This window comes from Chryseobacterium sp. MYb264 (genome assembly GCF_035974275.1).
In the GTDB taxonomy this organism is placed as follows: Bacteria; Bacteroidota; Bacteroidia; order Flavobacteriales; family Weeksellaceae; genus Chryseobacterium.
Genome location: NZ_CP142422.1, coordinates 4,680,665 through 4,701,700, shown reverse-complemented (window position 1 = coordinate 4,701,700; position 21,036 = coordinate 4,680,665). Strand labels below are relative to the sequence as shown.

23 protein-coding genes are annotated in these 21,036 nt (G+C 35.4%); 13 read left to right on the top strand and 10 right to left on the bottom strand.

Annotated features, from left to right (window positions below; genetic code table 11):
- Window positions 1–14: 14 nt before the first annotated feature.
- The 4 genes from VUJ46_RS20590 to VUJ46_RS20575 form a co-directional block, all read right to left on the bottom strand.
- A complete protein-coding gene (locus VUJ46_RS20590) occupies window positions 15–194 on the bottom strand; it encodes a hypothetical protein (RefSeq protein ID WP_326982546.1) in 180 nt (59 codons plus the stop codon).
- 23 nt (window positions 195–217) lie between these two features.
- Window positions 218–1,141 carry a LysR family transcriptional regulator gene (locus VUJ46_RS20585; RefSeq protein ID WP_326982545.1) on the bottom strand — a complete coding sequence of 308 codons (924 nt, stop codon included), beginning with the start codon at window positions 1,139–1,141 and terminating at the stop codon, window positions 218–220.
- A gap of 131 nt (window positions 1,142–1,272) precedes the next feature.
- Window positions 1,273–2,016, bottom strand: a complete 744-nt coding sequence (locus tag VUJ46_RS20580; protein WP_326982544.1) for a metallophosphoesterase family protein — start codon at window positions 2,014–2,016, stop codon at window positions 1,273–1,275.
- Window positions 2,017–2,113: 97 nt separating this feature from the next.
- The gene (locus VUJ46_RS20575) at window positions 2,114–3,043 is read right to left on the bottom strand and encodes a bifunctional helix-turn-helix transcriptional regulator/GNAT family N-acetyltransferase (protein WP_326982543.1); all 930 of its coding nucleotides are present in this window, start codon (window positions 3,041–3,043) and stop codon (window positions 2,114–2,116) included.
- A 154-nt stretch (window positions 3,044–3,197) separates the two neighbouring features.
- Between VUJ46_RS20575 and VUJ46_RS20570 the strand changes: the two genes are divergently transcribed.
- The 4 genes from VUJ46_RS20570 to VUJ46_RS20555 all read left to right on the top strand — a co-directional run bounded on the left by VUJ46_RS20570 (window position 3,198) and on the right by VUJ46_RS20555 (window position 6,080).
- Window positions 3,198–3,812: an NAD(P)H-dependent oxidoreductase gene (locus VUJ46_RS20570; protein ID WP_326982542.1), complete on the top strand. Its 615-nt coding sequence runs from the start codon at window positions 3,198–3,200 to the stop codon at window positions 3,810–3,812.
- Window positions 3,812–4,099 (top strand): putative quinol monooxygenase, encoded by a 288-nt coding sequence (locus VUJ46_RS20565; RefSeq protein ID WP_326982541.1) that lies wholly within the window; start codon window positions 3,812–3,814, stop codon window positions 4,097–4,099. Before VUJ46_RS20570 ends, VUJ46_RS20565 begins: the two co-directional genes overlap by 1 nt.
- Before the next feature lie 149 nt (window positions 4,100–4,248).
- Window positions 4,249–5,001, top strand: a complete 753-nt coding sequence (locus VUJ46_RS20560; protein ID WP_326982540.1) for a type 1 glutamine amidotransferase domain-containing protein — start codon at window positions 4,249–4,251, stop codon at window positions 4,999–5,001.
- Window positions 5,002–5,096: 95 nt separating this feature from the next.
- A complete protein-coding gene (locus VUJ46_RS20555) occupies window positions 5,097–6,080 on the top strand; it encodes an aldo/keto reductase (protein WP_326982539.1) in 984 nt (327 codons plus the stop codon).
- A gap of 103 nt (window positions 6,081–6,183) precedes the next feature.
- On the opposite strand, the gene VUJ46_RS20550 is transcribed toward VUJ46_RS20555, so the two are convergent.
- The 3 genes from VUJ46_RS20550 to VUJ46_RS20540 all read right to left on the bottom strand — a co-directional run bounded on the left by VUJ46_RS20550 (window position 6,184) and on the right by VUJ46_RS20540 (window position 7,734).
- Entirely contained in the window at window positions 6,184–6,627 is a 444-nt protein-coding gene (locus tag VUJ46_RS20550; RefSeq protein WP_326982538.1) for a carboxymuconolactone decarboxylase family protein, read from the bottom strand.
- Between the two features lie 48 nt (window positions 6,628–6,675).
- Window positions 6,676–7,098 carry a DoxX family protein gene (locus VUJ46_RS20545; RefSeq protein WP_326982537.1) on the bottom strand — a complete coding sequence of 141 codons (423 nt, stop codon included), beginning with the start codon at window positions 7,096–7,098 and terminating at the stop codon, window positions 6,676–6,678.
- 63 nt (window positions 7,099–7,161) lie between these two features.
- Entirely contained in the window at window positions 7,162–7,734 is a 573-nt protein-coding gene (locus VUJ46_RS20540) for a Crp/Fnr family transcriptional regulator (RefSeq protein WP_326982536.1), read from the bottom strand.
- A gap of 69 nt (window positions 7,735–7,803) precedes the next feature.
- Here VUJ46_RS20540 and VUJ46_RS20535 point away from each other — a divergent pair, with 69 nt between their 5' ends.
- The 4 genes from VUJ46_RS20535 (at window position 7,804) to VUJ46_RS20520 (ending at window position 11,609) form a co-directional block, all read left to right on the top strand.
- Window positions 7,804–8,169: a DUF1304 domain-containing protein gene (locus VUJ46_RS20535; RefSeq protein ID WP_326982535.1), complete on the top strand. Its 366-nt coding sequence runs from the start codon at window positions 7,804–7,806 to the stop codon at window positions 8,167–8,169.
- A gap of 504 nt (window positions 8,170–8,673) precedes the next feature.
- Window positions 8,674–9,924, top strand: a complete 1,251-nt coding sequence (locus tag VUJ46_RS20530; protein ID WP_267404956.1) for a quaternary amine ABC transporter ATP-binding protein — start codon at window positions 8,674–8,676, stop codon at window positions 9,922–9,924.
- A 1-nt stretch (window position 9,925) separates the two neighbouring features.
- Window positions 9,926–10,753, top strand: coding sequence for an ABC transporter permease (locus VUJ46_RS20525; protein ID WP_326982534.1), 828 nt, complete (start codon window positions 9,926–9,928; stop codon window positions 10,751–10,753).
- A 1-nt stretch (window position 10,754) separates the two neighbouring features.
- A complete protein-coding gene (locus VUJ46_RS20520) occupies window positions 10,755–11,609 on the top strand; it encodes a glycine betaine ABC transporter substrate-binding protein (protein WP_326982533.1) in 855 nt (284 codons plus the stop codon).
- Window positions 11,610–11,737: 128 nt separating this feature from the next.
- Here VUJ46_RS20520 and VUJ46_RS20515 read toward each other — a convergent pair whose 3' ends face one another.
- On the bottom strand, window positions 11,738–12,118 hold the full coding sequence (locus VUJ46_RS20515; RefSeq protein WP_326982532.1) for a winged helix-turn-helix transcriptional regulator: 381 nt from the start codon (window positions 12,116–12,118) through the stop codon (window positions 11,738–11,740).
- 92 nt (window positions 12,119–12,210) lie between these two features.
- Between VUJ46_RS20515 and VUJ46_RS20510 the strand changes: the two genes are divergently transcribed.
- Window positions 12,211–12,681 carry a cupin domain-containing protein gene (locus VUJ46_RS20510; protein ID WP_326982531.1) on the top strand — a complete coding sequence of 157 codons (471 nt, stop codon included), beginning with the start codon at window positions 12,211–12,213 and terminating at the stop codon, window positions 12,679–12,681.
- A gap of 74 nt (window positions 12,682–12,755) precedes the next feature.
- Here the strand turns inward: VUJ46_RS20510 and VUJ46_RS20505 are convergent, their stop codons facing one another.
- Both VUJ46_RS20505 and VUJ46_RS20500 read right to left on the bottom strand, forming a co-directional pair.
- Window positions 12,756–13,223, bottom strand: a complete 468-nt coding sequence (locus tag VUJ46_RS20505; protein ID WP_326982530.1) for a thioredoxin family protein — start codon at window positions 13,221–13,223, stop codon at window positions 12,756–12,758.
- Between the two features lie 89 nt (window positions 13,224–13,312).
- Window positions 13,313–15,385 (bottom strand): TonB-dependent receptor plug domain-containing protein, encoded by a 2,073-nt coding sequence (locus VUJ46_RS20500; protein ID WP_326982529.1) that lies wholly within the window; start codon window positions 15,383–15,385, stop codon window positions 13,313–13,315.
- Between the two features lie 123 nt (window positions 15,386–15,508).
- Between VUJ46_RS20500 and VUJ46_RS20495 the strand changes: the two genes are divergently transcribed.
- The 4 genes from VUJ46_RS20495 (at window position 15,509) to VUJ46_RS20480 (ending at window position 20,836) form a co-directional block, all read left to right on the top strand.
- The gene (locus VUJ46_RS20495; RefSeq protein ID WP_326982528.1) at window positions 15,509–16,663 is read left to right on the top strand and encodes a homogentisate 1,2-dioxygenase; all 1,155 of its coding nucleotides are present in this window, start codon (window positions 15,509–15,511) and stop codon (window positions 16,661–16,663) included.
- 179 nt (window positions 16,664–16,842) lie between these two features.
- Window positions 16,843–18,351, top strand: a complete 1,509-nt coding sequence (locus tag VUJ46_RS20490; RefSeq protein ID WP_326982527.1) for a succinate CoA transferase — start codon at window positions 16,843–16,845, stop codon at window positions 18,349–18,351.
- Between the two features lie 346 nt (window positions 18,352–18,697).
- On the top strand, window positions 18,698–19,972 hold the full coding sequence (locus tag VUJ46_RS20485; protein WP_326982526.1) for an acetyl-CoA hydrolase/transferase family protein: 1,275 nt from the start codon (window positions 18,698–18,700) through the stop codon (window positions 19,970–19,972).
- 87 nt (window positions 19,973–20,059) lie between these two features.
- Window positions 20,060–20,836 carry a hypothetical protein gene (locus tag VUJ46_RS20480; RefSeq protein ID WP_326982525.1) on the top strand — a complete coding sequence of 259 codons (777 nt, stop codon included), beginning with the start codon at window positions 20,060–20,062 and terminating at the stop codon, window positions 20,834–20,836.
- Window positions 20,837–21,036 lie beyond the last annotated feature (200 nt).

Below are 21,036 nucleotides of genomic sequence, written 5' to 3'. Positions count from 1 at the left end.
TGTCCGCCAAGTTTTTAGATCACTGCCCATCTTCCAAAACCATTTTCATCATAATCTTTATAATTCAATAAAAAATCACGCGCTTCTTCAACATTTTCAAACGCCGAATTTCCCGTAAATCTAATAACATTCCGATTGGAATTAAGATCATAAAAATTCTGTACATCACCCAAATTAAATTCACAAAAAATCAATCTTTCAGTTTAAAGAATATTTCTCATGATTGAATAATTTCTAAATTTTCCTTACTCATCATTTTTCGGAATAAACCTTTGATATGATCAATTTCTGCGGCATAATTTGTTTTTTTTCTGCATCCGAAATACAAGGTATTTTCTAACTTTTTCTCACCTTCCCAAATTAATTTCACATCACCGCTTTCAATTTCATTTTTGCATAAAAAGTCTGGAACAACAGCTAATCCTGTTCCTCCTTTCAGACAACGAATGATTGAATTTAAATTCGGAACAATATAGTTCGGACGGAAGTTTGGTTTATGTCCAAAATTAAGGATCCAGAACTGGAAAAGATGTTCCATATCTCCTGTTGTTCCGTACCATTTTTCCTGTTTCAGCCATTCTTCAACGTGCTCTATACCTTTTGTTGCAACCACTTCATTAAAACTTTCGATATCGACATTTTTCCCGCCGACTAAAATAATTTGCTCTGAGGAAAATGGTTCGTGTAAAATGTTAGGAGAAGTCCCTTTTTTGGGTGTAATAATTAAATCTAAAATCCCTTTATCCAGTTGATCCAACATTTCGGGATATTCTCCAAAGCTGATAATCAAATTAAAAGGTAAGGTCGAAACATATTGCTCTAAAGTCGTCTGAAAAGTTTCAAAACACATTCCCACACTGATGGTAGGCGTATGTTTTTCCGTTGATTTCTGGAAGTTTTTTTCAACATCTTCCAATTTAGTCAACGGCTCTGAAATTGCGTTAAACAACACTTTTCCTCTTTCCGTCGGAATCATTTTTCTTCCGGTTCTGTCGAATAATTTATACCCGACATACGCTTCCAGAGAGCTTAAATGCAAGCTCACTCCCGGCTGCGAAATAAATAGAGAATCTGCCGCTCCGGTTAACGTTCCGGTTTTATAAATTGCTTTAAAAGTTCTGTACCATTCAAGATTTACCATGATGCTAAATTTGTCAATGGTGAATTGTCAATTCGTTTTACTGGTGAATTTTGTGTCAGAAAATTGACTTTTCACTGCGAAACAAACTCAAAACTCAATCATTATATTTCTGATATAAAGTTACGAAATAATCAGATTACTGATACACTTTCGTTTCTTAAAAATGCAGCATAATAATTCGGGATTTCACTTTTCTCGATTTCAAGGGCAACTTCTTCGAGTGGATAATTTAACTGAATAACTTCAGGAGTGATTTTTTCTTCATCCAAAGTCAGAACTACATAAGAAGCCAAACGGTTTTCTTCTCTCGACCGTCCGACAGAACCTCCGTTAATTGCCCATTTTTCATCAAAATATTTTGTAAAAGACATGTGTGTATGCCCCATCACAATCACATCCGATTGAGATTCGTTCAACATATTTTGAAAAACCTCATCCGATTCATTTTCATATAAATAGGTATCATTGCTTTCCAGACTGGAATGTACCAACTGGATATTCCAATGCTTTTTACCAACTTTATAGTTTAATTTTAAATGAAAAGGTAATTGGGATAAAAATACTTTGTTTTCTTTAGTAATGTATTTTTTAGAATGATCAATGGCCAGAAATCGAGCCTCGGTTTCTTCCGGAGAATGCTTACTTAAAGGGATAACAGGAATATCAAACGCTATTCTTTCGTCATGATTTCCCATGATACAAGCTATATTTAAACTCTTTATTTTTTCAATCGCTTCATTTCCCCAAGGCGCAAAATCCACCAAATCGCCCAAACAATATTTCTGTTGTATTCCTCTTTTTTCAATATCATTCAACACGACTTCTAAAGCGGGAAGATTTCCGTGTACATCGCTAAAAACCGCAATCTGTATCATTTATCCTTCAATTTTGTCAAACAAATGTACGAGACGGAAAATTATTCATTCAGAAATTAAGTATGATTTTTAGCATTTAAATTAAATAATATCGTTCTTATGATAATTTCAAATCATATCGTTCTTCAATCAAAACCTGCCCCCATTGTAGAGATTCCACAGATTCTGTTTTTACAAAACCTACTTTTTCATACATACTGATGGCTTTTTCCTGAACACTTGTTGTTAACAAATAAAGATTTTTATATTTTTTGTCTTTACAATATTCCAGCGCTGTGTTTAATAGTTTTTTCCCAATTCCGGTTCCTCTAAACATGGGAAGTGTAAGAAACCATCTCAACTGCGCTTCTTCATCCGAACGTTCTAAAATTGCAACACAGCCTACGATCTGCTGATTGTATTCTGCAAGCCAAATCTTATCGTTTTCAGCCGAATAATTCTCCAGAAATTCTGAAAATGTTTTGATGACATATTTTTCAAAACTCATGTCGTATCCGGATTCCTGAGTGTAGAGTTTTCCATGTACATGAATAAGATAACCGATATCACCAGGTTTCAGACCTTCCCGAAATTCAACATTTTTAGCGAGATCAGCTTTGTTATAATCAGTTACCAATAAAGTTTTGATACTTTGCATAGAATTTACCAGCAATTCTTTTTCGTCAGAATGTAGATTTTCGATAATCTTTTCAATCTGCTGATCAGATTTTGATTGTAGGATTTTTAATACATTATTTCCGTTCTCCGTTAATTTAATAATAAAAGCTCTTTTATCTTCTTCTGACTGTATCTTTTCGATAATTTCATCCCTTAAAAACGTTTTTAAAACACGACTCACATAACCTTTATCCAAACTTAAAAGCTCTGTAAGATGCTGAGATGTTGTACTCCCCTGTTCACCAATTTCATATAAAAGTCTTACTTCTGCCAATGAATAAGGGCTATCTAAGAAGTTACTCTTCAACATTCCTATATGTGAAGTATAGAATCTGTTAAAATTTCTAATTTGTGAGATTGTATTTTTCATATAGCAAATATAGTAATTTAGTTGACTTTATCAACTAATTAAATTTTCGACTTAAACTATCATTTTTATAATACTTAAGTATAATTCATATTATTTTTATTATACAACACATCGTTCTAACTTTGCATCATAAAATTTAAACAATCATACAACAATGAAAAAAGTATTAATCATCAACGGTGGACAAAATTTCGGACATTCCGGAGGAAAATATAATCAGACAATTGCAGAAAATACATTGGAAGTTTTGAAAAGCTTCGAAAATGTAGAAGTGAAAATCACAAACGTAAGCGAAAACTACGACAAACATGAAGAAGTCCAAAAATTTGTTTGGGCAGATTATATCATTTACCACACGCCAATCTGGTGGTTTCAATTGCCAAATGGTTTTAAAAAATATATCGATGAAGTTTTCACAGCCGGTCATGCAAAAGGAATTTATATGAGTGACGGCAGAAAAGCTGATAATCCAACCATTAATTACGGAACCGGCGGAATGCTTGGGGGAAGAAAATATATGGTAACCACAAGCTGGAATGCACCAGAAACCGCTTTCACGCTTCCCGGAGAATTCTTTAACGAAACAAGTGTAGATAACGGACCTCTATTTGGTTTCCACAGAATGAATGCCTTTGTTTCTTTAGAAAAAATGGAAAGTTTTCACTTTCATGATGTAGAGAAAAATGCGAATATTGAACGTGACATGAAGCTTTATAGAGAACATCTTACTAACATTTTTGAAAAAGAATTAAAACCACAATTAGTCTAATGAAAATTTATTTGACTGCTATTATCAAAGCAAAAGAAGAACATAGAGCTGAAGTTTTAGAAACTCTTCAAAACATGGTAAAAGAAACCGTGAAAGAAGAAGCGAACGAATTGTACACGCTTCATCAGGGAATTGAAGACAAAAACCAATTTGTTTTTTATGAAATATGGAAAAGTAAAGAAGGTTTGGATCAACATAATCAGCAATCTTATATTCAGGCTTTCGGAGCTTTGGTTGATGAAAAACTGCAGGAAAAACCACAGATTTATTTAACGGAAATTATTTAATCTTTACCGCAAAAGACACAAAAGAACTGATTGAAAAAGATTACAAAAGTTTACAAAACTTAAGTTCATGCTTTGTTTGCTTTTGAAATACTTAAAACAAATTAACATCTTTTGACTCTTTTGCGGTTAAACATAAACATACTAAAATCATGAAAAAATTAGCACTCCTATTATTAGCGATCTTCACCATCGGATTTGTTCAGGCACAAGCCAAAAAATCTAAAAATGTAAAAAAGAAAATCTTATTCGTTGTGACAAGCCATGATAAGAAAGGTGATACAGGCGAAGAAACCGGATATTATCTTGGCGAGGTTTCGCATCCTTGGGAAGTTCTTCACAACGCCGGTTATGAAATCGATTTTGTAAGTCCGAAAGGAGGTACTCCGCCAGTTGACGGCTTTGATCTGAAAGATCCTGTCAATAAAGAATTCTGGGAAAATAAAGAATACAAAAACAAAATAGATCATTCTTTAAAACCTTCAGAAGTCAATCCCAGCAACTACTCTACCATATTTTATGCAGGAGGTCACGGTGCAATGTGGGATTTTGCAGATAACAAAGAATTGTCAGCGATTGCTTCAAAAATTTACGAAAACGGAGGAATTGTTGCCGGAGTTTGTCACGGTCCCGCCGGTTTGGTGAATATTAAATTGAACAACGGTAAATATTTAATTGATGACAAAAAAATCAACGCATTTACGAATGAAGAAGAATCTGAAGTAAAATTAACGAATGTTGTTCCTTTTCTTTTGGAAGATAAATTAAAAGAAAGAGGTGCAAAATTTGAAAAATCAGGACTTTGGCAGAATCATGTAGTGGTTGATCAGCGAGTGATTACAGGTCAAAATCCTCAATCTGCAAAAAGTGTTGGGGAAGCTATTTTAAAAGAATTGAATAAATAACAGAGTTAAAATTTTTAACCCATTATTATTTGAAAATTTTTCAAATATTTTAAAATGAAAATTTTTCAGCAAAATCAAAAATTAATACAAAAAAAATGGAATATAGAAAATTAGGAAACACTGATCTTGAACTTTCAGTGATTACACACGGAGCGTTTGCCATCGGTGGAAATATGTGGGGCGGAAATGAAAAACAAGATTCCATCAACTCAATCCATGCTTCTTTAGATCATGGCGTAACTTCAATTGATACTGCACCTTTTTACGGTTTCGGATTAAGCGAAGAGATGATCGGGGAAGCCATTAAAGGAAAAGACCGTTCAAAAATTCAGTTGTTGACTAAATTCGGATTGGTTTGGGACGGAAGCAATAACGGAAAAGGAGAATTTTTCTTTGATGCAGAGGAAAATGGTAAAAAAATTCCTGTTTATAAATTCGCTTCCAAAGAGAATATTATTAAGGAAGTTGAGGAAAGTTTAAAAAGATTGGGAACAGATTATATCGATCTTTTACAATTGCACTGGCCGGATGCTACAACGTCCATCAGTGAAACGATGGAAGCTTTGGAATTGCTAATTCAACAAGGAAAAATCAAAACCGCGGGTGTGAGCAATTATTCTGTTGAACAAATGGAAGAAGCGAATAAAACATTGAAATTGGCGAGTAACCAAGTTTCTTATAGTATGCTGAACCGTGCGATTGAGAATGATTTAGTTCCTTACTCTTTGGAAAACAATTCCGGAATTATCGTGTACAGCCCGATGGAAAGAGGATTGTTGACCGGAAAATATTTTAAAGACAATAAACTAAAAGAAGACGATCACAGAAACGAATATTTTTCGCAGTTTGATTTAAATAAAGTAAAAAATTTCTTAGAAAAAATAGAACCGATTGCTCAGGAAAAAGGTGCTACTCTTTCTCAATTGGTTTTACGTTGGACCACCTTGCAACCAGCCATCACAGTGGTTTTAGCAGGGGCAAGAAACGCTCAGCAAGCAATTGAAAATGCAAAAGCAATGTCTTTCGACTTATCACAGGAAGAGCTAAATTTTATTACTACAGAATTAAAGCAACTTTAATAGATTTAAAATTGGTCATCACCATGACATCATAATAAGGTAAAAACGCTTCTCAAAATCGAGAAGCGTTTTTAGTTAATAACTTTAAAATAAATAGAAGGAATTATTTTGCAATCGGCAAATGCGTAGAAATTGCAATTCTATTCCACATATTAATGGAAACAGCAGCCATAATAATATCGGCAATTTGGCTTTCATTGAATAATTCTTTCGCTTTTTGATACGTTTCTTCTGTTAATCCTTTTTGGCTGATCAAGGTAATTTCCTCAGCAATCATTAAAATCACCTGCTCTTCTTCTGTAAACAATTCTTTTGCATCTCTCCATGCATTCAGAAGGAAAATTCTTTGTGGCGTTTCACCATATTTTATGGCATCTTTTGTATGCATATCCAGACAGAATGCACATGCATTGATCTGAGAAGCTCTGATTTTAATTAATTCTTTCTGGATAGGGCTTAAAAAACTGTTCTGAAGGGCAGCTTCCATTCCTATTCCTGCTTTGTAAGCGGCAGCGTGAGTTGTTGCCATGTTGAATCTTGCGCTCATAATATTTTATATTTTTAGTTAATTTGTTAAGATCTATTTTCTATCAGTCTATTTTCTATCATCTAAAGAAAACGAATATTTCTCCTGACTTGCCAATAAAAAAGCTCCTGCACTTCCCACCCAAACCGAATAGTCCAAGGGCGCTTTCACTCCTAATGCCATCGTCATCGATAAAGCGAAAATCAGTAATAAAAATCCGGCGCCGTAAGCAGCAATTTTAGTTTTAAGACCTAAAATCAACATCAACGGAATTAGAATTTCCAGAAAAGTGGCGACATACGCTGAAAAGGATCCTAAACTTTCAGGAAGAAAAAACGTTAACTGTTTTGTATATTTTTCAAAATTCTCCCAGTTTCCCCAAGCAGAATTTTTGCCCCAAAACCCGAATCGGTCAGCAACTGCAGAAAGCATCGTTACAGAGATGGCGAGTCTTAAAAATAATTGCGGAAATAGAACCTTTTTGTCTGTCATGATACTGGCTTTTAATTACATGACAAAGTTCTGAATTATAAATCGTAAAAATCTTAAACTGGTTTAAGAACGTAATTTCGCTCGGATCTCACTTAAATATTCCGGAGTAAATCCTAAAAAAGAAGCAATCAAATATTGAGGAATTCTTTGAATAAACCAAGGATACAACGTGCTGAAATGAATATAATATTCTTCCTTTGTCATCTCATACAGATAACGGATTCTTTTTTCAGCAGCAGCATACGCTGTTTGATACACCATTCTGAAATATTTTTCCATCAACGGATGCTTTTCCAGTAATTTTTCCTGAGCATCATAATCAATTGCTAAAATCTGAGAATTTTCAACAGCCTGAATATTAAAAGTAGATTTTATCTGTTTCTCAAATGCAAAAGTATCCGAGATCCACCAGTTTTCAATGGCAAATTCAGTGGTTTGCTCAATCCCCTTTTCATTGATGAAAAATTTTCGCAGACAGCCTTGTATTACAAAATATTTGAATTGACAAACTTCATCTTCAAGCATCAGGTTTTGTTTTTTTTTCACCGTTAAGACCTCAAAAAAGGACATAACAGATGCAAATTCTTCATCATTAATACTGATAAACTTATCCAGATGCGCTTTGAAAGATTCCATTATTTTTGAAAATTGTATAACCAAACTTAACTTTATTTTTTTAGTTTTACAATGACAAAACAGTATATCATGGAAATTGTAGCCAAAATTCTTATCGCCGTTGTAGCCATCGAACATCTTTATATTCTCTGGATGGAAATGTTTGCGTGGGAAACCAAAGGAAAAGAAGTTTTTAAAGCGGCTTTACCCGCAGAAATGTTCAAACCTACGAAAGGTTTGGCAGCCAATCAGGGGCTTTATAATGGCTTTTTGTCCGCTGGATTGATCTGGTCTCTCTTCATTGAAGATCCGAAATGGCAAACCAATATTGCCCTATTCTTCTTAGGTTGCGTTGCCGTTGCCGGAATTTATGGTGCTATTTCTGCCACTAAAAAGATATTTTTCGTTCAGGCGCTTCCTGCTATTTTAGCAATTATTGCCGTTTTACTGAAATAATTTTCCAATTTATTTTATTAAATTTTCTTGATTTTTGATTAAAATTAACATCAAAAATCGATTCACCATTCACCGTTGATAATCAATATTTTACAGTCTTAAAAATCCATTTAATATTAAATTCGTAAATTTGCATCGCTAATAAAAAATGAAAGCGTTGCTTTTTATTATTGGCCTGCATTTTGATAAAATGTAGAAATTCAAGTTGTTCAGTACAAATACCTGTTTAATTATCTTTATTGATAATTTATTTTTGAAAATCTATTTAAAAGAATTTCTTTTTTCATGATACGCTCTTCTTCAAGAGTAAAATCTGTATGAAATATAAATGTCGCATCAGACTTCTGGTCTTTTGCAGATTTTTATTTTTCATATATGATTTTTAATTAAAACTCAATACAGGACGGTACTTTTCGACATTGTATGAGAATATGGATTATACGTTTAATCTATATTTTAAATTATTTGTAAATTTAAGTCAATCACATGCAAAAAAACTCTGATATGGATAAAATTGAAAATAACAGAAAAGTAAAACTGAAAGTCGAAGATCTCACGATCATTTTCGGAAAACAAAAAGAGAAAGCGATGGAACTTCTCGATAAAGGCTTTTCTAAAAAAGAAATCCTTGAAAAAACAGGTTGTACCGTCGGAATAAACAAAGCAAATTTTGAAATCTATGAAGGCGAATTCTTCGTGATCATGGGACTTTCCGGCAGTGGAAAATCTACTTTGTTACGTTGCCTGAACCGATTAAACGAACCTACTTCGGGAAAAGTTTACATTAACGACGATAATATTACCGATAAAAACAACAAAGACCTGCTGGAGGTAAGAAGAACGGAAATGAGCATGGTTTTCCAGAAATTTGGTCTTCTTCCCCATCACACCGTTTTAAGCAATGCTGCTTTCGGACTGGAAATTCGTGGTGAAGATAAAGCTTCTCGTGAAGAAAAAGCACAGAAAGCATTAGATATTGTGGGATTAAACGGTTTTGAAAATCAGTATCCTTCTCAACTGTCCGGTGGGATGCAGCAGAGAGTTGGCCTGGCAAGAGCTTTGGCTAATGATCCTGAAGTTTTATTAATGGATGAAGCTTTTTCAGCACTCGACCCATTGATAAAATCTGAAATGCAGGATCAGATGCTTGAACTGCAGGATACGCTTCAGAAAACCATTGTTTTCATTACCCATGATTTGGATGAAGCCATAAAAATCGGCGACAGAATCGTTATTATGAAAGACGGAGTCATTGAGCAAATTGGTACTGCAGAAGATATTTTAACCAATCCGGCAAGTGATTATGTGAAAGCTTTCGTTGAAAAAGTAGACCGTAAAACAATCATTACTGCCAAATCTTTAATGTTTGATAAACCAACGGTGGTACGTTTCAGAAAAGATGGTCCTGAGGGCGCTTTAAGAAAAATGAGAGCAACAGGTCTGGAAACTTTACCCGTTGTTGATTTTCAGAATAAATTTCTTGGCTTTGTAACACTCGGAGATATTATGATGATTGCCCGAAGGAAAGAGCCTACCGTAGAATCTGTGATTAACAGTAACGTTCCTTCCGTACTTAAAGATGCCACTGTTGAAGAAATGCTGCCCCTGATTTCAGGAAGTAAATCTGCGATTGCCGTTGTAGACGAAAACAATAAATTCCTGGGCTTGGTAACGCAATTATCATTGGTGATAGAAGCCACAAAATTTAACGAAGAAGAAATTATTGAATTAAAAGAAATCGCAAACAACCAATAAGATGAATAAAATTATAGATATAGGCCAATATGTAGCAACCGCAATCAATTGGCTCACAGACCATGGAAAACCAGTATTTGATGTTATAAAAAACGTAGGAAACTCCTCAATCATGGGACTTGAGTGGGTTTTGGTAAACACTCCTTTTTATGTTATAATTCTACTTTTCACCTTACTAGCCTTATGGAAAGCCGGAAAAGGAACTGCTATAATGACGGCCGCCGGACTTACCCTAATCTTTTTAATGGGATTCTGGAAAGAAACCATGGAAACCCTAGCGCTTATTTTTGTATCAACGCTCACCGCACTGATATTGTCGGTTCCATTGGGAATCTGGGCTGCGAAAAATAAATTTGCCGCGAAAATTATTCGTCCGATGCTGGATTTAATGCAAACCATGCCCGCGTTCGTTTATCTGATTCCTGCAGTATTATTTTTCAGTATCGGTAAAGTTCCGGGAGCGTTTGCCACGATTATTTTTGCTATGCCGCCCGCCGTACGTTTAACAACATTAGGAATAGATGCCGTTCCGAAAGATATTGTGGAAGCCGCAAGAGCATTTGGAGCTACCAACCGACAAATTTTGTTTAAAGTAGAACTTCCTTTAGCGACGAAAACCATTTTAGCCGGAGTCAATCAAACCATATTATTATCATTATCCATGGTGGTAATCGCCGGAATGATCGCTGCAGGAGGTTTGGGTGAAAAAGTATTGGAAGGAATTAATAATCTGGATATCGGATTAGGATTTGAAAGTGGTTTATCTGTCGTGATCTTAGCTATTATTCTCGACCGTATTACCCAAGGATTTGTAAAGAAAAAACAATAATATGAAGAAAATAAAATACCTGATATTTGCTGTATTGATCGCTGTTTTAGGATTATTTAATTCATGTGAAAAATTAAAAAATTCTAAATACATCACCATCGGAATGGTAGATGGCTGGGCAGAAGATGTCGCCATGACTCACGTTGCCAAAGCTATTTTGGATGAACAGGGTTATCATGTGATCATTCAGAAAGCATCAACAGATATGATCTTAGCTTCGATGAATAATGAAGATACCGATCTTTTTATGGGTGTCTGGCTTCCGTTTACGCATGCTGCAAAAGTGGCGAAGTTTCCTGAACTAAAACCTTTGGGAACCAATTATGACGGTGGAAAAATAGGTTTGGTAGTTCCTGATTATGTTCCGATACATTCTATTGAAGAACTGAATGCGCATAAAGATCAGTTCCGACACCGAATTATCGGAATTGAAAAAGGTGCAGGAATGACATCCGCAACCGATAAAGTCATTATCGATTATAAACTGGATTATCAACAGATCAACTCTTCTACCATCGCAATGATTACCGAGCTTCAGAATGCCATTAAACGTAAAGAATGGATTGTAGTTGCAGGATGGCAGCCGCATTGGATGTTTGGAAAAATGAAACTTAAATTTTTGGAAGATCCGAAAAAAACATACGGTGAAGCCGAACAGATTAAAACCTACAGCCGAAAAAGTTTTGGCAAAGATCATCCCGAATTAGCGGCTTTCTTTTCTAAAGTGCATTTTGATGATGCCAATATGACTGATCTTTTAACCAAAATGGAAGACAGTAAAGATAAAGAAGCCACCGCTAAAAAATGGGTAGAAGATCATCCTGAACTTATAAAAAGCTGGTTGAATAAAAAATAATTTCACGAAAATTATTTATAAAATTTCTCTCGCTAATTAAGCTAATTATGCAGATTATTCTTTCTAAAAGATCTGCGTTATCAGCCTAATCTGCGAGAGATTTTATATTTAAATCAAAAAACTAATTATTAAGAACCCATCGAATTTTTAATTTTTTCTCTGTGAATCAATCCCCAATTCACCAAGGTTTCGGTGACAGGAAAAACAGATTTTCCGTATTCCGTCACAGCATATGTTACCGTAATTGGTTTTGTATCCTGAATCGTTCTTGTAATTAAAAGATTTATTTCTAATTCTTTCAGTTCCTTACTCAACATTTTTGCGGAAATACTTTCAAAACCTCGCTGCAATTTTTTAAAGTGAATCTGTTGATCGGTTCTGTTGGTTAAATATCTTAAGATCATCAGTTTCCACTTTCCGCCTAAAACATCCAGACTGTCGCGCATCGCAAACAATTCTTCGGTACAGGTTGCCGGTCTTTCCACACCATTTTCAATAATATTTGCCATGATAGTTACTTTAAAGTTACTAGTTACCAATAGTTAACTAGTAGCAAATATAAACTATTCACTGATTATTTTTGTTTCCTAAATTTCAATACATGAATACAATCCCCAGAAGAATTGTCACCGGAATAAAAGACGGAAAATCTGTTATCGTTGAAGATGAAATCGTAAAAAATGCGGTAGAACATTTCCCCAATCTTATCATTTCTGATGTTTGGAACACACAGCAAATGCCTGCAAGTTTAGATTTTGAAAAACCAATTCCAAATACAGGATTTCCCCAAACACCCAAAAATGGAACGTATTTCAGATATGTCTCTATTCCGCCCGATAAAGATTTAGGAGTAGAAATGAAAACCGGAGAACCTCATCCGATGATGCACAAAACGCAGACGTTAGATTATATCATTATCCTTTCCGGAGAATTATATCTGATCATGGAAGAAGGCGAAACGCTTTTGAAACCAGGAGATATTGTGATTCAAAGAGGAACGAATCATGCATGGAGCAACCGTTCAGATGAACCTTGCATTCAATTAGCTGTTTTAATTGATGCTGAAAAATAATATTCTCGCAGATTGGGCCGATTGTGCAGATGATTCTTCCTAAAAATCTGCGTGATCTGCAAAATCTGCGAGCGCTAATGATTTAAAATATCACTAAGTTTTTCATTCAGATCTTTTGCTTTAAATTGTCCTTCATGATAATCAATCAGGTTTTGATTTTCATCTAAAATAATCCACAACGGATAAACAGGCTGATTTTTATTTTTTGATAAAGCTAAAGCCAACTCGTGAATTCCGGAGTTTCCGTTAGAAAGATAATTGAATTCTTTTCCTTGAAAATAGATTTTATCTTTTGTTTTTTCCACTTCAAAATTGATAAAGTAAAAATTTTCGTTGATGAGCTTAACCAAATCTTTATTCTTATTTAATTGGAAAAATTCAATCTTACAAACCGAACACCAGCTTGTATATAAATGAATAATGATCGGTTTAGGATTTTCTTTTTGCTGAATCTCCAAATCCGAAAAAGTGCCTGTTTTTATCTGTGAAAGACAAAAACATGGCACTAACATTAAAAATAAAAATATCGTTACAATTTTCATTTTGTATAATTTTTTTCTACCACAGAAGAGACAAAATATTTTCGAAACCTTTTTCTAATCATTTCTTTTGTATCTTTTGTGGTTAAATATTATTTCAAAGTATATCTAACTCCCATAAATCCTCGGATTCTCTGCATCGGAGCATACCCGTAAGCCGTATCAAAAGTATAATGATTCGGATTATTGATCGGGTCATCCACATGTTTATCAAACGGATCAAACGGTCGCATCAAAGGATTTTTCGGGGTAAAGTTGAACAGATTTTTTATTCCGCAATACACTTCAAATCCTGATTTAAAACTCTTTGAAACCTGAATATTAGCCAAAGTATAAAAAGGCGAATATTCAGGTCGGAAATCATTCTCTAAAACCGGTAAACGCATGGGTCCATAAAATTGTCCCGTGAAATCTATCGTTAGATTATTCTTGAATTTGTACGTCAGATTGTATGTTCCACTCCATTTCGGTGCGTGAAGCTGCTGAACTTTCCCTTCTTCCCCATCGAATTTCTGGTAAACATCCAGATAAGTAACACCTAAATTAATATTTAAAGGAAAACTGAAACTGTAATCAAGATTCAGAGAAGCACCTCTTGAAATCCCGTAGCCATGAAGATTATCATAAATAATTTTTTGAGGATCTGTATCAAAATCACCGACAATTTTATTACTGAAATACGTATAAAAAGCTGAAGCATCAAGATTAATCAATCGGTCGCCAGCTGGGATTTTCCAGACATAATTCAAATTTCCGTTGATCGATCTTTCGGGTTTTAAATTATCTTTAATCACTACATCACGCGAGCCTGTCAAAGCCGCATGATCTTCCGTAAACAGATTTACCACACGGAAACCGGTTCCGAAATTAAACCTCAGTGTATGATAAGGATTTGGGGAAAATTTCCATGCAAAACGAGGTGAATGAACGGCATGATGAATTCTGTCATAATCAAATCTGTAACCGATCAACAACGTATTTTTCTCGTTAATCTCCCATTGATCCTGAACAAAAGCACCCCAAATCGGGGATTTCATAGGCTCATTGGTCAATCCGTCAGACGATAAAGTTCCCGGTGTGTTGTCATCATAAAAAGTTCTTTTAAGAGTTAAACCTACGATCAAGTCATGATTTCCCAATTTTTTATCCCAATAAGTCTGTGCAAAAGCCACTTTTTGAGTCGCCGTAAAAGGATTCGTTCCATAAAATGAGTTCTGATCATGGAAATTGTACGAAAACTGGGTTACAATATTTTCTTTCATCGGCCACTGATAAACCCCGAAAGCCTCTACCCTATTCGTATAAATACTTTCGCCATATACTTCATCACTTCCTCGGTAGGATTTATTCCACTGCATTTCACCTCCGAAACGGTCTTCATAGAGATACCTCAAAGCAAAACTTGCCTGTCGGTTTTCCTTTCGTTTAAAATTCCATTTATTAAAAACTGAGATCCTGTTTTGTAAAGTGGCATCAGTAAAATTATCTTTATTTTCATCAAACCTCTTTTCAAAACTAAAATAATTTAAGCTCAATAAAGACGCTACATTTTTACCTAAATTAAATTTCGTAGAAAGATCAATATTATTTTCGCTCCAGGTGCTTGTCATCACATCAACACTTAATTTGGGAGCCGTCAATGCATTTTTAGTGATAATATTAATGACTCCGCCCATCGCTTCAGAACCGTAAATTGAAGAAGCCGGACCTTTCACCACTTCAATTCGGTCTACCAGACTGTTCGGAATTCCGCTTAAACCGTAGACCGTAGAAAGCGAACTTACAATAGGCATCCCGTCAATTAAAATCATCGTATAAGGTCCTTCCAATCCGTTGATGTGAATATCTCCCGTGTTACAAACCGAACAATTCAGCTGAGGTTTTACCCCATTCACCATTGAAATCGCTTCAAAAATACTCGGAGTCGGATTTTTCTGAAAGAATTTCTGACTGTAAATCTCCACAGCCACAGGGCTTTTCGACTTACTGACAGGTTTTATCGTTCCCGTGATTACCACATCATCAATCAATTTGGTTTTGACTTCCTTCTTGTTTACAGTTTTCACCGAATCCTGTTTTATGGATTGATTTAAACTTAAACTATCCGTTTCCTGAGAAAAACAGTAAGTGGATAAAAAGATAACAGAAAATAATATTCGCTTCATGAAATTAAAATTGTTAGACAAAGCTAACAATTATTTTTAGAACGACAAAACTCAATGAAAAAATGTTTTTTATTTGAATTCATCAAAAAATATTAAATTTGAGAGTCAACATATAAAAGTAAAATGAGATATCATCAGTCGGGAAATATCCCACCAAAAAGACATACGATTTTCAAATCTCCGGAAGACAAATTTTACTATGAACAACTTTTCGGAACTGAAGGTTTTCATGGAATTTCTTCTTTATTATATCACATTCACCGCCCGACACAGATAAAATCTATTGGCGAACCAAAAGATGTGACTCCGAAAATCGCTGTTGAAAAGAATGTAACGCCTAGAATGTTTAAGGGAATGAATGTAACTCCCGAAGACGATTTTATGGACAGCCGAAAGTTTTTGATGGTAAACAACGACCTGAAAATGGGATTGTCGAAGCCAAGAAAATCGATGGATTATTTCTACAAAAATGCTGAATGTGACGAACTTTTATACGCGCACAGCGGAAGCGGAATTTTAAAAACTTTTGTCGGGAATTTAGAATTTTCGGTTGGTGATTATTTAATTATTCCGAGAGGAACAATTTATCAGGTGGAATTACATTCTGATGATACTGTTTTCTTCGTGGTAGAAAGTCATTCACCTATTTACACACCGAAAAGATACAGAAACGAATTCGGACAATTATTGGAGCATTCACCGTTCTGCGAAAGAGATATCATTGCCCCTACTTTTGTGGAACCAAAAGATGAAAAAGGCGAATTTTTAATTAAAGTAAAAAAAGAAAACCAGATCACAGATTTCATTTATGCAACGCATCCATTTGATGTTGTAGGCTGGGACGGTTATTTTTATCCTTATAAATTCAATATCAAAAACTTCGAACCGATTACTGGAAGAATTCACCAACCGCCACCGGTCCATCAAACTTTTGAAGCACATAATTTTGTGGTTTGTTCGTTCTGTGCAAGAATGTACGATTATCATCCACAAGCGATTCCGGCGCCTTACAATCACTCCAATATTGATTCTGATGAAGTTTTATTCTACACAGAAGGTGATTTCATGAGCCGTAACCACATTGATTTAATGGATTTTACGCTTCACCCTGGAGGAATCGTTCACGGACCTCATCCCGGAGCCATGGAAAGAAGCATAGGAAAAAAATTCACGGAAGAATATGCCGTAATGGTCGATCCTTTCCGTCCGTTGAAATTAACGGAAGAAGCTCTGAAAGTAGAAGATCCTTCATATAAAACTTCTTGGTTGGAAGAATAGAAATATCAGTTTAATCAACAACTAAAATTTATCATTAAAAATAATAGAAAAGATGCTTTAAATGCTTTATTTAGAGCATCTTTTTCCGTATTTTTGTAACATACGGTTAACATTTAATCATCATTATTTAAATGAAAAAAATATGTAGTTAATGATGGTTAAAATTAAATCAAAATTACATGTTAGAAAGAATCAGATTAGAAAGTCTCCGCCAGAAAGTTACGACTGTGGAAGACGCTGTTAAGATTATTAAAGACGGTATGACAGTTGGCTCCAGCGGATTTACAAAAGCAGGCGACAGCAAGGCAATTTTACCCGCATTGGCAGAAAGAGGTAAAACCGAAGATATCAAGATTACATTGATGACAGGCGCTTCTCTTGGGCACGGAACCGATGGAAAGTTAGCAGAAGCCAATGTTTTAAAAAAGAGAATGCCTTTTCAGGTAGATCCTATTTTAAGGAACAAGATCAATAATGGTGAAATTCTGTTTATCGATCAGCATTTGAGCGAAAGTGCAGAGCTTCTTCACACCAAAAACTTACAAAGCATAGATGTTGCCGTGATTGAAGCGGCTTATATCGAAAGAGACGGAAGCATTGTTCCGACGACTTCGGTAGGAAATTCGGTGACTTTTGCGGCAATGGCTAAGAAAGTGATTATCGAGATCAATACGGAAGTTCCTGAGGAGGTTTATGGTATTCACGATATTTATCAGGCTGAAGATTATCCTTTCAGAAATGTCATTCCTATTGTTGCTCCGTGGAATAAAATCGGAAGAAAAAGTATTCCTGTAGATCCTAATAAGATTGAGGCTATTGTTTTCACCAACCGTAAAGACAGCCCTGCCGACATTGCAGAACCCGATCAAAAAACCACTGCCATTGCCAAACATCTTCTTGCATTCTTTGAAAATGAAGTGCAGTTAGGTCGTCTTACCGACAGATTACTTCCTCTTCAAGCAGGTATAGGAAAAGTGGCTAATGCTGTTCTTATGGGTTTCAAAGACAGTAATTTTTATGATTTAACAATGTTCTCTGAAGTGCTGCAGGACAGTACATTTGATCTAATTGATTCAGGGAAACTGAGCTTTGCCTCTGCATCATCCATCACGGTTTCTCAGGAATGCTATGAAAGAGTTTTAGGAAACCTTTCAAAATATAAAGAAAAGTTTGTTTTGAGACCTCAGAACATATCCAATACTCCGGGATTGATCAGAAGACTGGGAGTCATTGCCATTAATACGGCGATCGAATTTGATATTTACGGAAACGTAAATTCCACGCATATCGGAGGAACAAAGATCATGAACGGAATCGGAGGTTCGGGAGATTTTGCGAGAAATGCGTACCTAAGTATTTTCGTAACGCAGGCCGCTTCGAAAGGAAATAATATTTCTCACGTTCTTCCCATGGTTTCACACACCGATCATACGGAACACGATGTTGATATTTTAGTAACTGATGTTGGTTTGGCTGATCTGAGAGGTTTAGCACCAAGAGAAAGAGCGCAAAAGATCATTGATAATTGTGTTCACCCAGATTATAGAGAAGAATTACAATCCTATTTTGACAGAGCTTGTGAAAGAGGTGGACATACACCGCATTTGCTGGAAGAATCTTTCAGCTGGCATTTAAGATTTTCAGAAACGGGCAGTATGAAAAAACAGGTTGCTGCAGAATCTTTATAATTAAAAATCAATTGTACGTTGACGATATAAAAGGACTGAGTGTAATGCACTTGGTCCTTTTCTTAGCACTGAACTTGTCTATTCATACTCAAACCTCACAGGTTTTAAAAATCTGTGAGGTTTAGATTTGCCGATATCATCTAAGGTTGCAATACTTCATATTATAAATTTTAAGTCGAAAAAAAATAAACAAACTCATTAAATTAAGACATGATAAAAGTTACCTAACACTCGTTAAATATTTAGAATGAGTAAAGATTATATGAATTATCTTTGAGATAAAGCTATTGTTTTAGGACAAAATGCCGAATAAATTATATAAACACTCAAAAAAAACTCAATGATTATGCATAATTACATCAGTGCTGAAGAAGCCATCTACACCATAAAAAGCGGAAACAGGGTATTTTTTCACGGAAGTGCCTGTACTCCCAACTATCTGATTGATGAACTGGCAAGACAAGCCCATCGTTTGGATCATGTGGAAATGGTTTCCATTACCCAACAGGGAAATATTGAAATTGCAAAATCCGAATATAAAGACAAATTTTTCGTGAATTCGCTGTTTGTATCTACTCCCGTTCGTGATGCCGTAAATTCTGACCGTGGAGATTTTGTACCCGTTTTTTTAAGCGAGATCCCTATTTTATTTAGAAAGAATATTCTGGCGCTTGATGTTGCATTAATCACCGTTTCTCCACCCGACAAACACGGATTTTGCACATTGGGAACCTCTGTTGATATTGCCAGAGCGGCAGTAGACACCGCAAAAATCATTGTAGCGATTGTGAATCCCCTGATGCCGAGAACGCACGGAGACGGAATGATCCACATCAGTAGAATTCATAAGCTGGTCTGGCATGAAGAAGAACTTCCTACCATTGATTATGGCTCAAAAGTAGGACCTGAAGAAATGGAAGTGGGTAAAAATGTAGCAGAATTAATTGATGATAAGTCCACCTTACAAATGGGAATCGGAACGATTCCTGATGCGGTTTTAAAATGTCTTCACAACCATAAAGACTTGGGAGTTCATACCGAAATGTTGAGTGATGGTGTGATTGATTTAATTCAGAATGATGTCATCAACAATAAACACAAAGGCTACAACGACAATAAAACGATTACCAGTTTCTGTTTCGGAACAAAAAAACTGTATGATTATGTGGATGATAACACCGTTTTCTCATTCGATGATGTCAGCACCGTGAATTTCCCGATCAACATCATGAGAAACAAAAAAATGGTCGCCATTAACTCAGCCATAGAAATTGATCTGACAGGACAGGTGTGCGCAGATTCTATCGGAACCATGCAATACAGCGGAATTGGTGGTCAGATGGATTTCATGAGAGGCGCAGCTTTGAGTGAAGACGGAAAACCAATTATCGCCATCACATCCAGAACAAAAAAAGGAATTTCCAGAATTGTTCCTTATTTAAAACAAGGCGCCGGAGTGGTAACAACGCGAGGGCATATTCATTGGGTAGTTACCGAATACGGAACGGCTTATCTGTACGGAAAAAATCTTCGTCAGAGGGCTCAGGAACTCATCAGTATTGCTCATCCCGACGACAGAGAAATGTTGGAAAAAGCAGTTTATGAAAGGTTTAAACATTGATTTTTCACTTTCCTGTTTGTGATTTAACATCATCAAACTCCATCATTTTGGCAGTATTTTTGATCAGTCACGTGGAAACACTAAAATTTGAAGACAATATACAACTCTATAAGAGATGAAGTAATACAGCATCCGGGAGTAAAGAATTCAATCCTCGGAAAGGTGAAAGAATGGAAAAGAAGCCATTTTATTATCTTGTCCGAAATTATAAAAGAGCAGCTCTCAGCGTCCGATGCCCTTACCTATGAGAAAAAATTTGAGATAGGAAGTACCATTTCCCACGTTACTTTACAACGCTTTTTTGAAAATGAATATCAGCACAAAACGCATAATGATCTCCGTTTTCTGAAGACACTGGACAAAATCTGTATCTTTTTAGGCTATGAAGATCTGAATTCCTATATTTTCCTCACCAAAGAGAAGAAGCATGAACCGGAACATGAGAATTCAGATTTCTTTTTTCATCTGGTAGATGATTACGCCGCCGGGCTTTTTGAATTTTACAAAGCATTTCCTGGCCATCATCCTGAAATTTTTGAGAATACAGTATTCAGCTCTTCCCCATTAATCGAAAGAATTTCACAATTCAGCAAAGAACTTTGTGAGAGAGATTTTCAATTGGTAACCCAAAATAACCGCTCCAATTATGAAATTTTTGACCTTCATGTCCTTAGTGATGAACCGGAAAAAAAAATACTGGAATCTCAGGAATTCTGGAATCTTTTATTCACGGTGAAAAATAGTGAAGAGGAGCATTTTGTCCATCAGCTCAACACCCAGATCTATTTCATTCGTAAAATCGACAGTGAATGGAAAATTTGGGATAATTACAATCCTGATGCCGGAAGACTAAACAAAAAATAATACAATAAACAGAAGAGATCCCCGGTCATACCGGGGATTCTGATTTAAAATTAATTTCTTATCACTTGTTTTTCTGGATTACAAAAATAGACATCCCAAGCATACCAGGATAAACTTAAGAATACTTAAATGAACTTTTCTTAATCCTAAGATTTACCTTTACGAACGATTGTTTGTTTATATTTTTCGTATTTGCAGGA

Bases quoted from the DNA above. Each gene is read 5' to 3' on its own strand.
- VUJ46_RS20525 (WP_326982534.1), top strand. From the start codon at position 9,926: ATGAATAAAATTATAGATATAGGCCAATATGTAGCAACCGCAATCAAT.
- VUJ46_RS20485 (WP_326982526.1), top strand. From the start codon at position 18,698: ATGCATAATTACATCAGTGCTGAAGAAGCCATCTACACCATAAAAAGC.
- VUJ46_RS20515 (WP_326982532.1), bottom strand. From the start codon at position 12,118: ATGGCAAATATTATTGAAAATGGTGTGGAAAGACCGGCAACCTGTACC.
- VUJ46_RS20555 (WP_326982539.1), top strand. From the start codon at position 5,097: ATGGAATATAGAAAATTAGGAAACACTGATCTTGAACTTTCAGTGATT.
- VUJ46_RS20510 (WP_326982531.1), top strand. From the start codon at position 12,211: ATGAATACAATCCCCAGAAGAATTGTCACCGGAATAAAAGACGGAAAA.
- VUJ46_RS20575 (WP_326982543.1), bottom strand. From the start codon at position 3,043: ATGAAAAATACAATCTCACAAATTAGAAATTTTAACAGATTCTATACT.
- VUJ46_RS20565 (WP_326982541.1), top strand. From the start codon at position 3,812: ATGAAAATTTATTTGACTGCTATTATCAAAGCAAAAGAAGAACATAGA.
- VUJ46_RS20550 (WP_326982538.1), bottom strand. From the start codon at position 6,627: ATGAGCGCAAGATTCAACATGGCAACAACTCACGCTGCCGCTTACAAA.
- VUJ46_RS20530 (WP_267404956.1), top strand. From the start codon at position 8,674: ATGGATAAAATTGAAAATAACAGAAAAGTAAAACTGAAAGTCGAAGAT.
- VUJ46_RS20570 (WP_326982542.1), top strand. From the start codon at position 3,198: ATGAAAAAAGTATTAATCATCAACGGTGGACAAAATTTCGGACATTCC.
- VUJ46_RS20520 (WP_326982533.1), top strand. From the start codon at position 10,755: ATGAAGAAAATAAAATACCTGATATTTGCTGTATTGATCGCTGTTTTA.
- VUJ46_RS20585 (WP_326982545.1), bottom strand. From the start codon at position 1,141: ATGGTAAATCTTGAATGGTACAGAACTTTTAAAGCAATTTATAAAACC.
- VUJ46_RS20560 (WP_326982540.1), top strand. From the start codon at position 4,249: ATGAAAAAATTAGCACTCCTATTATTAGCGATCTTCACCATCGGATTT.
- VUJ46_RS20535 (WP_326982535.1), top strand. From the start codon at position 7,804: ATGGAAATTGTAGCCAAAATTCTTATCGCCGTTGTAGCCATCGAACAT.
- VUJ46_RS20540 (WP_326982536.1), bottom strand. From the start codon at position 7,734: ATGGAATCTTTCAAAGCGCATCTGGATAAGTTTATCAGTATTAATGAT.
- VUJ46_RS20500 (WP_326982529.1), bottom strand. From the start codon at position 15,385: ATGAAGCGAATATTATTTTCTGTTATCTTTTTATCCACTTACTGTTTT.
- VUJ46_RS20490 (WP_326982527.1), top strand. From the start codon at position 16,843: ATGTTAGAAAGAATCAGATTAGAAAGTCTCCGCCAGAAAGTTACGACT.
- VUJ46_RS20505 (WP_326982530.1), bottom strand. From the start codon at position 13,223: ATGAAAATTGTAACGATATTTTTATTTTTAATGTTAGTGCCATGTTTT.
- VUJ46_RS20495 (WP_326982528.1), top strand. From the start codon at position 15,509: ATGAGATATCATCAGTCGGGAAATATCCCACCAAAAAGACATACGATT.
- VUJ46_RS20580 (WP_326982544.1), bottom strand. From the start codon at position 2,016: ATGATACAGATTGCGGTTTTTAGCGATGTACACGGAAATCTTCCCGCT.
- VUJ46_RS20545 (WP_326982537.1), bottom strand. From the start codon at position 7,098: ATGACAGACAAAAAGGTTCTATTTCCGCAATTATTTTTAAGACTCGCC.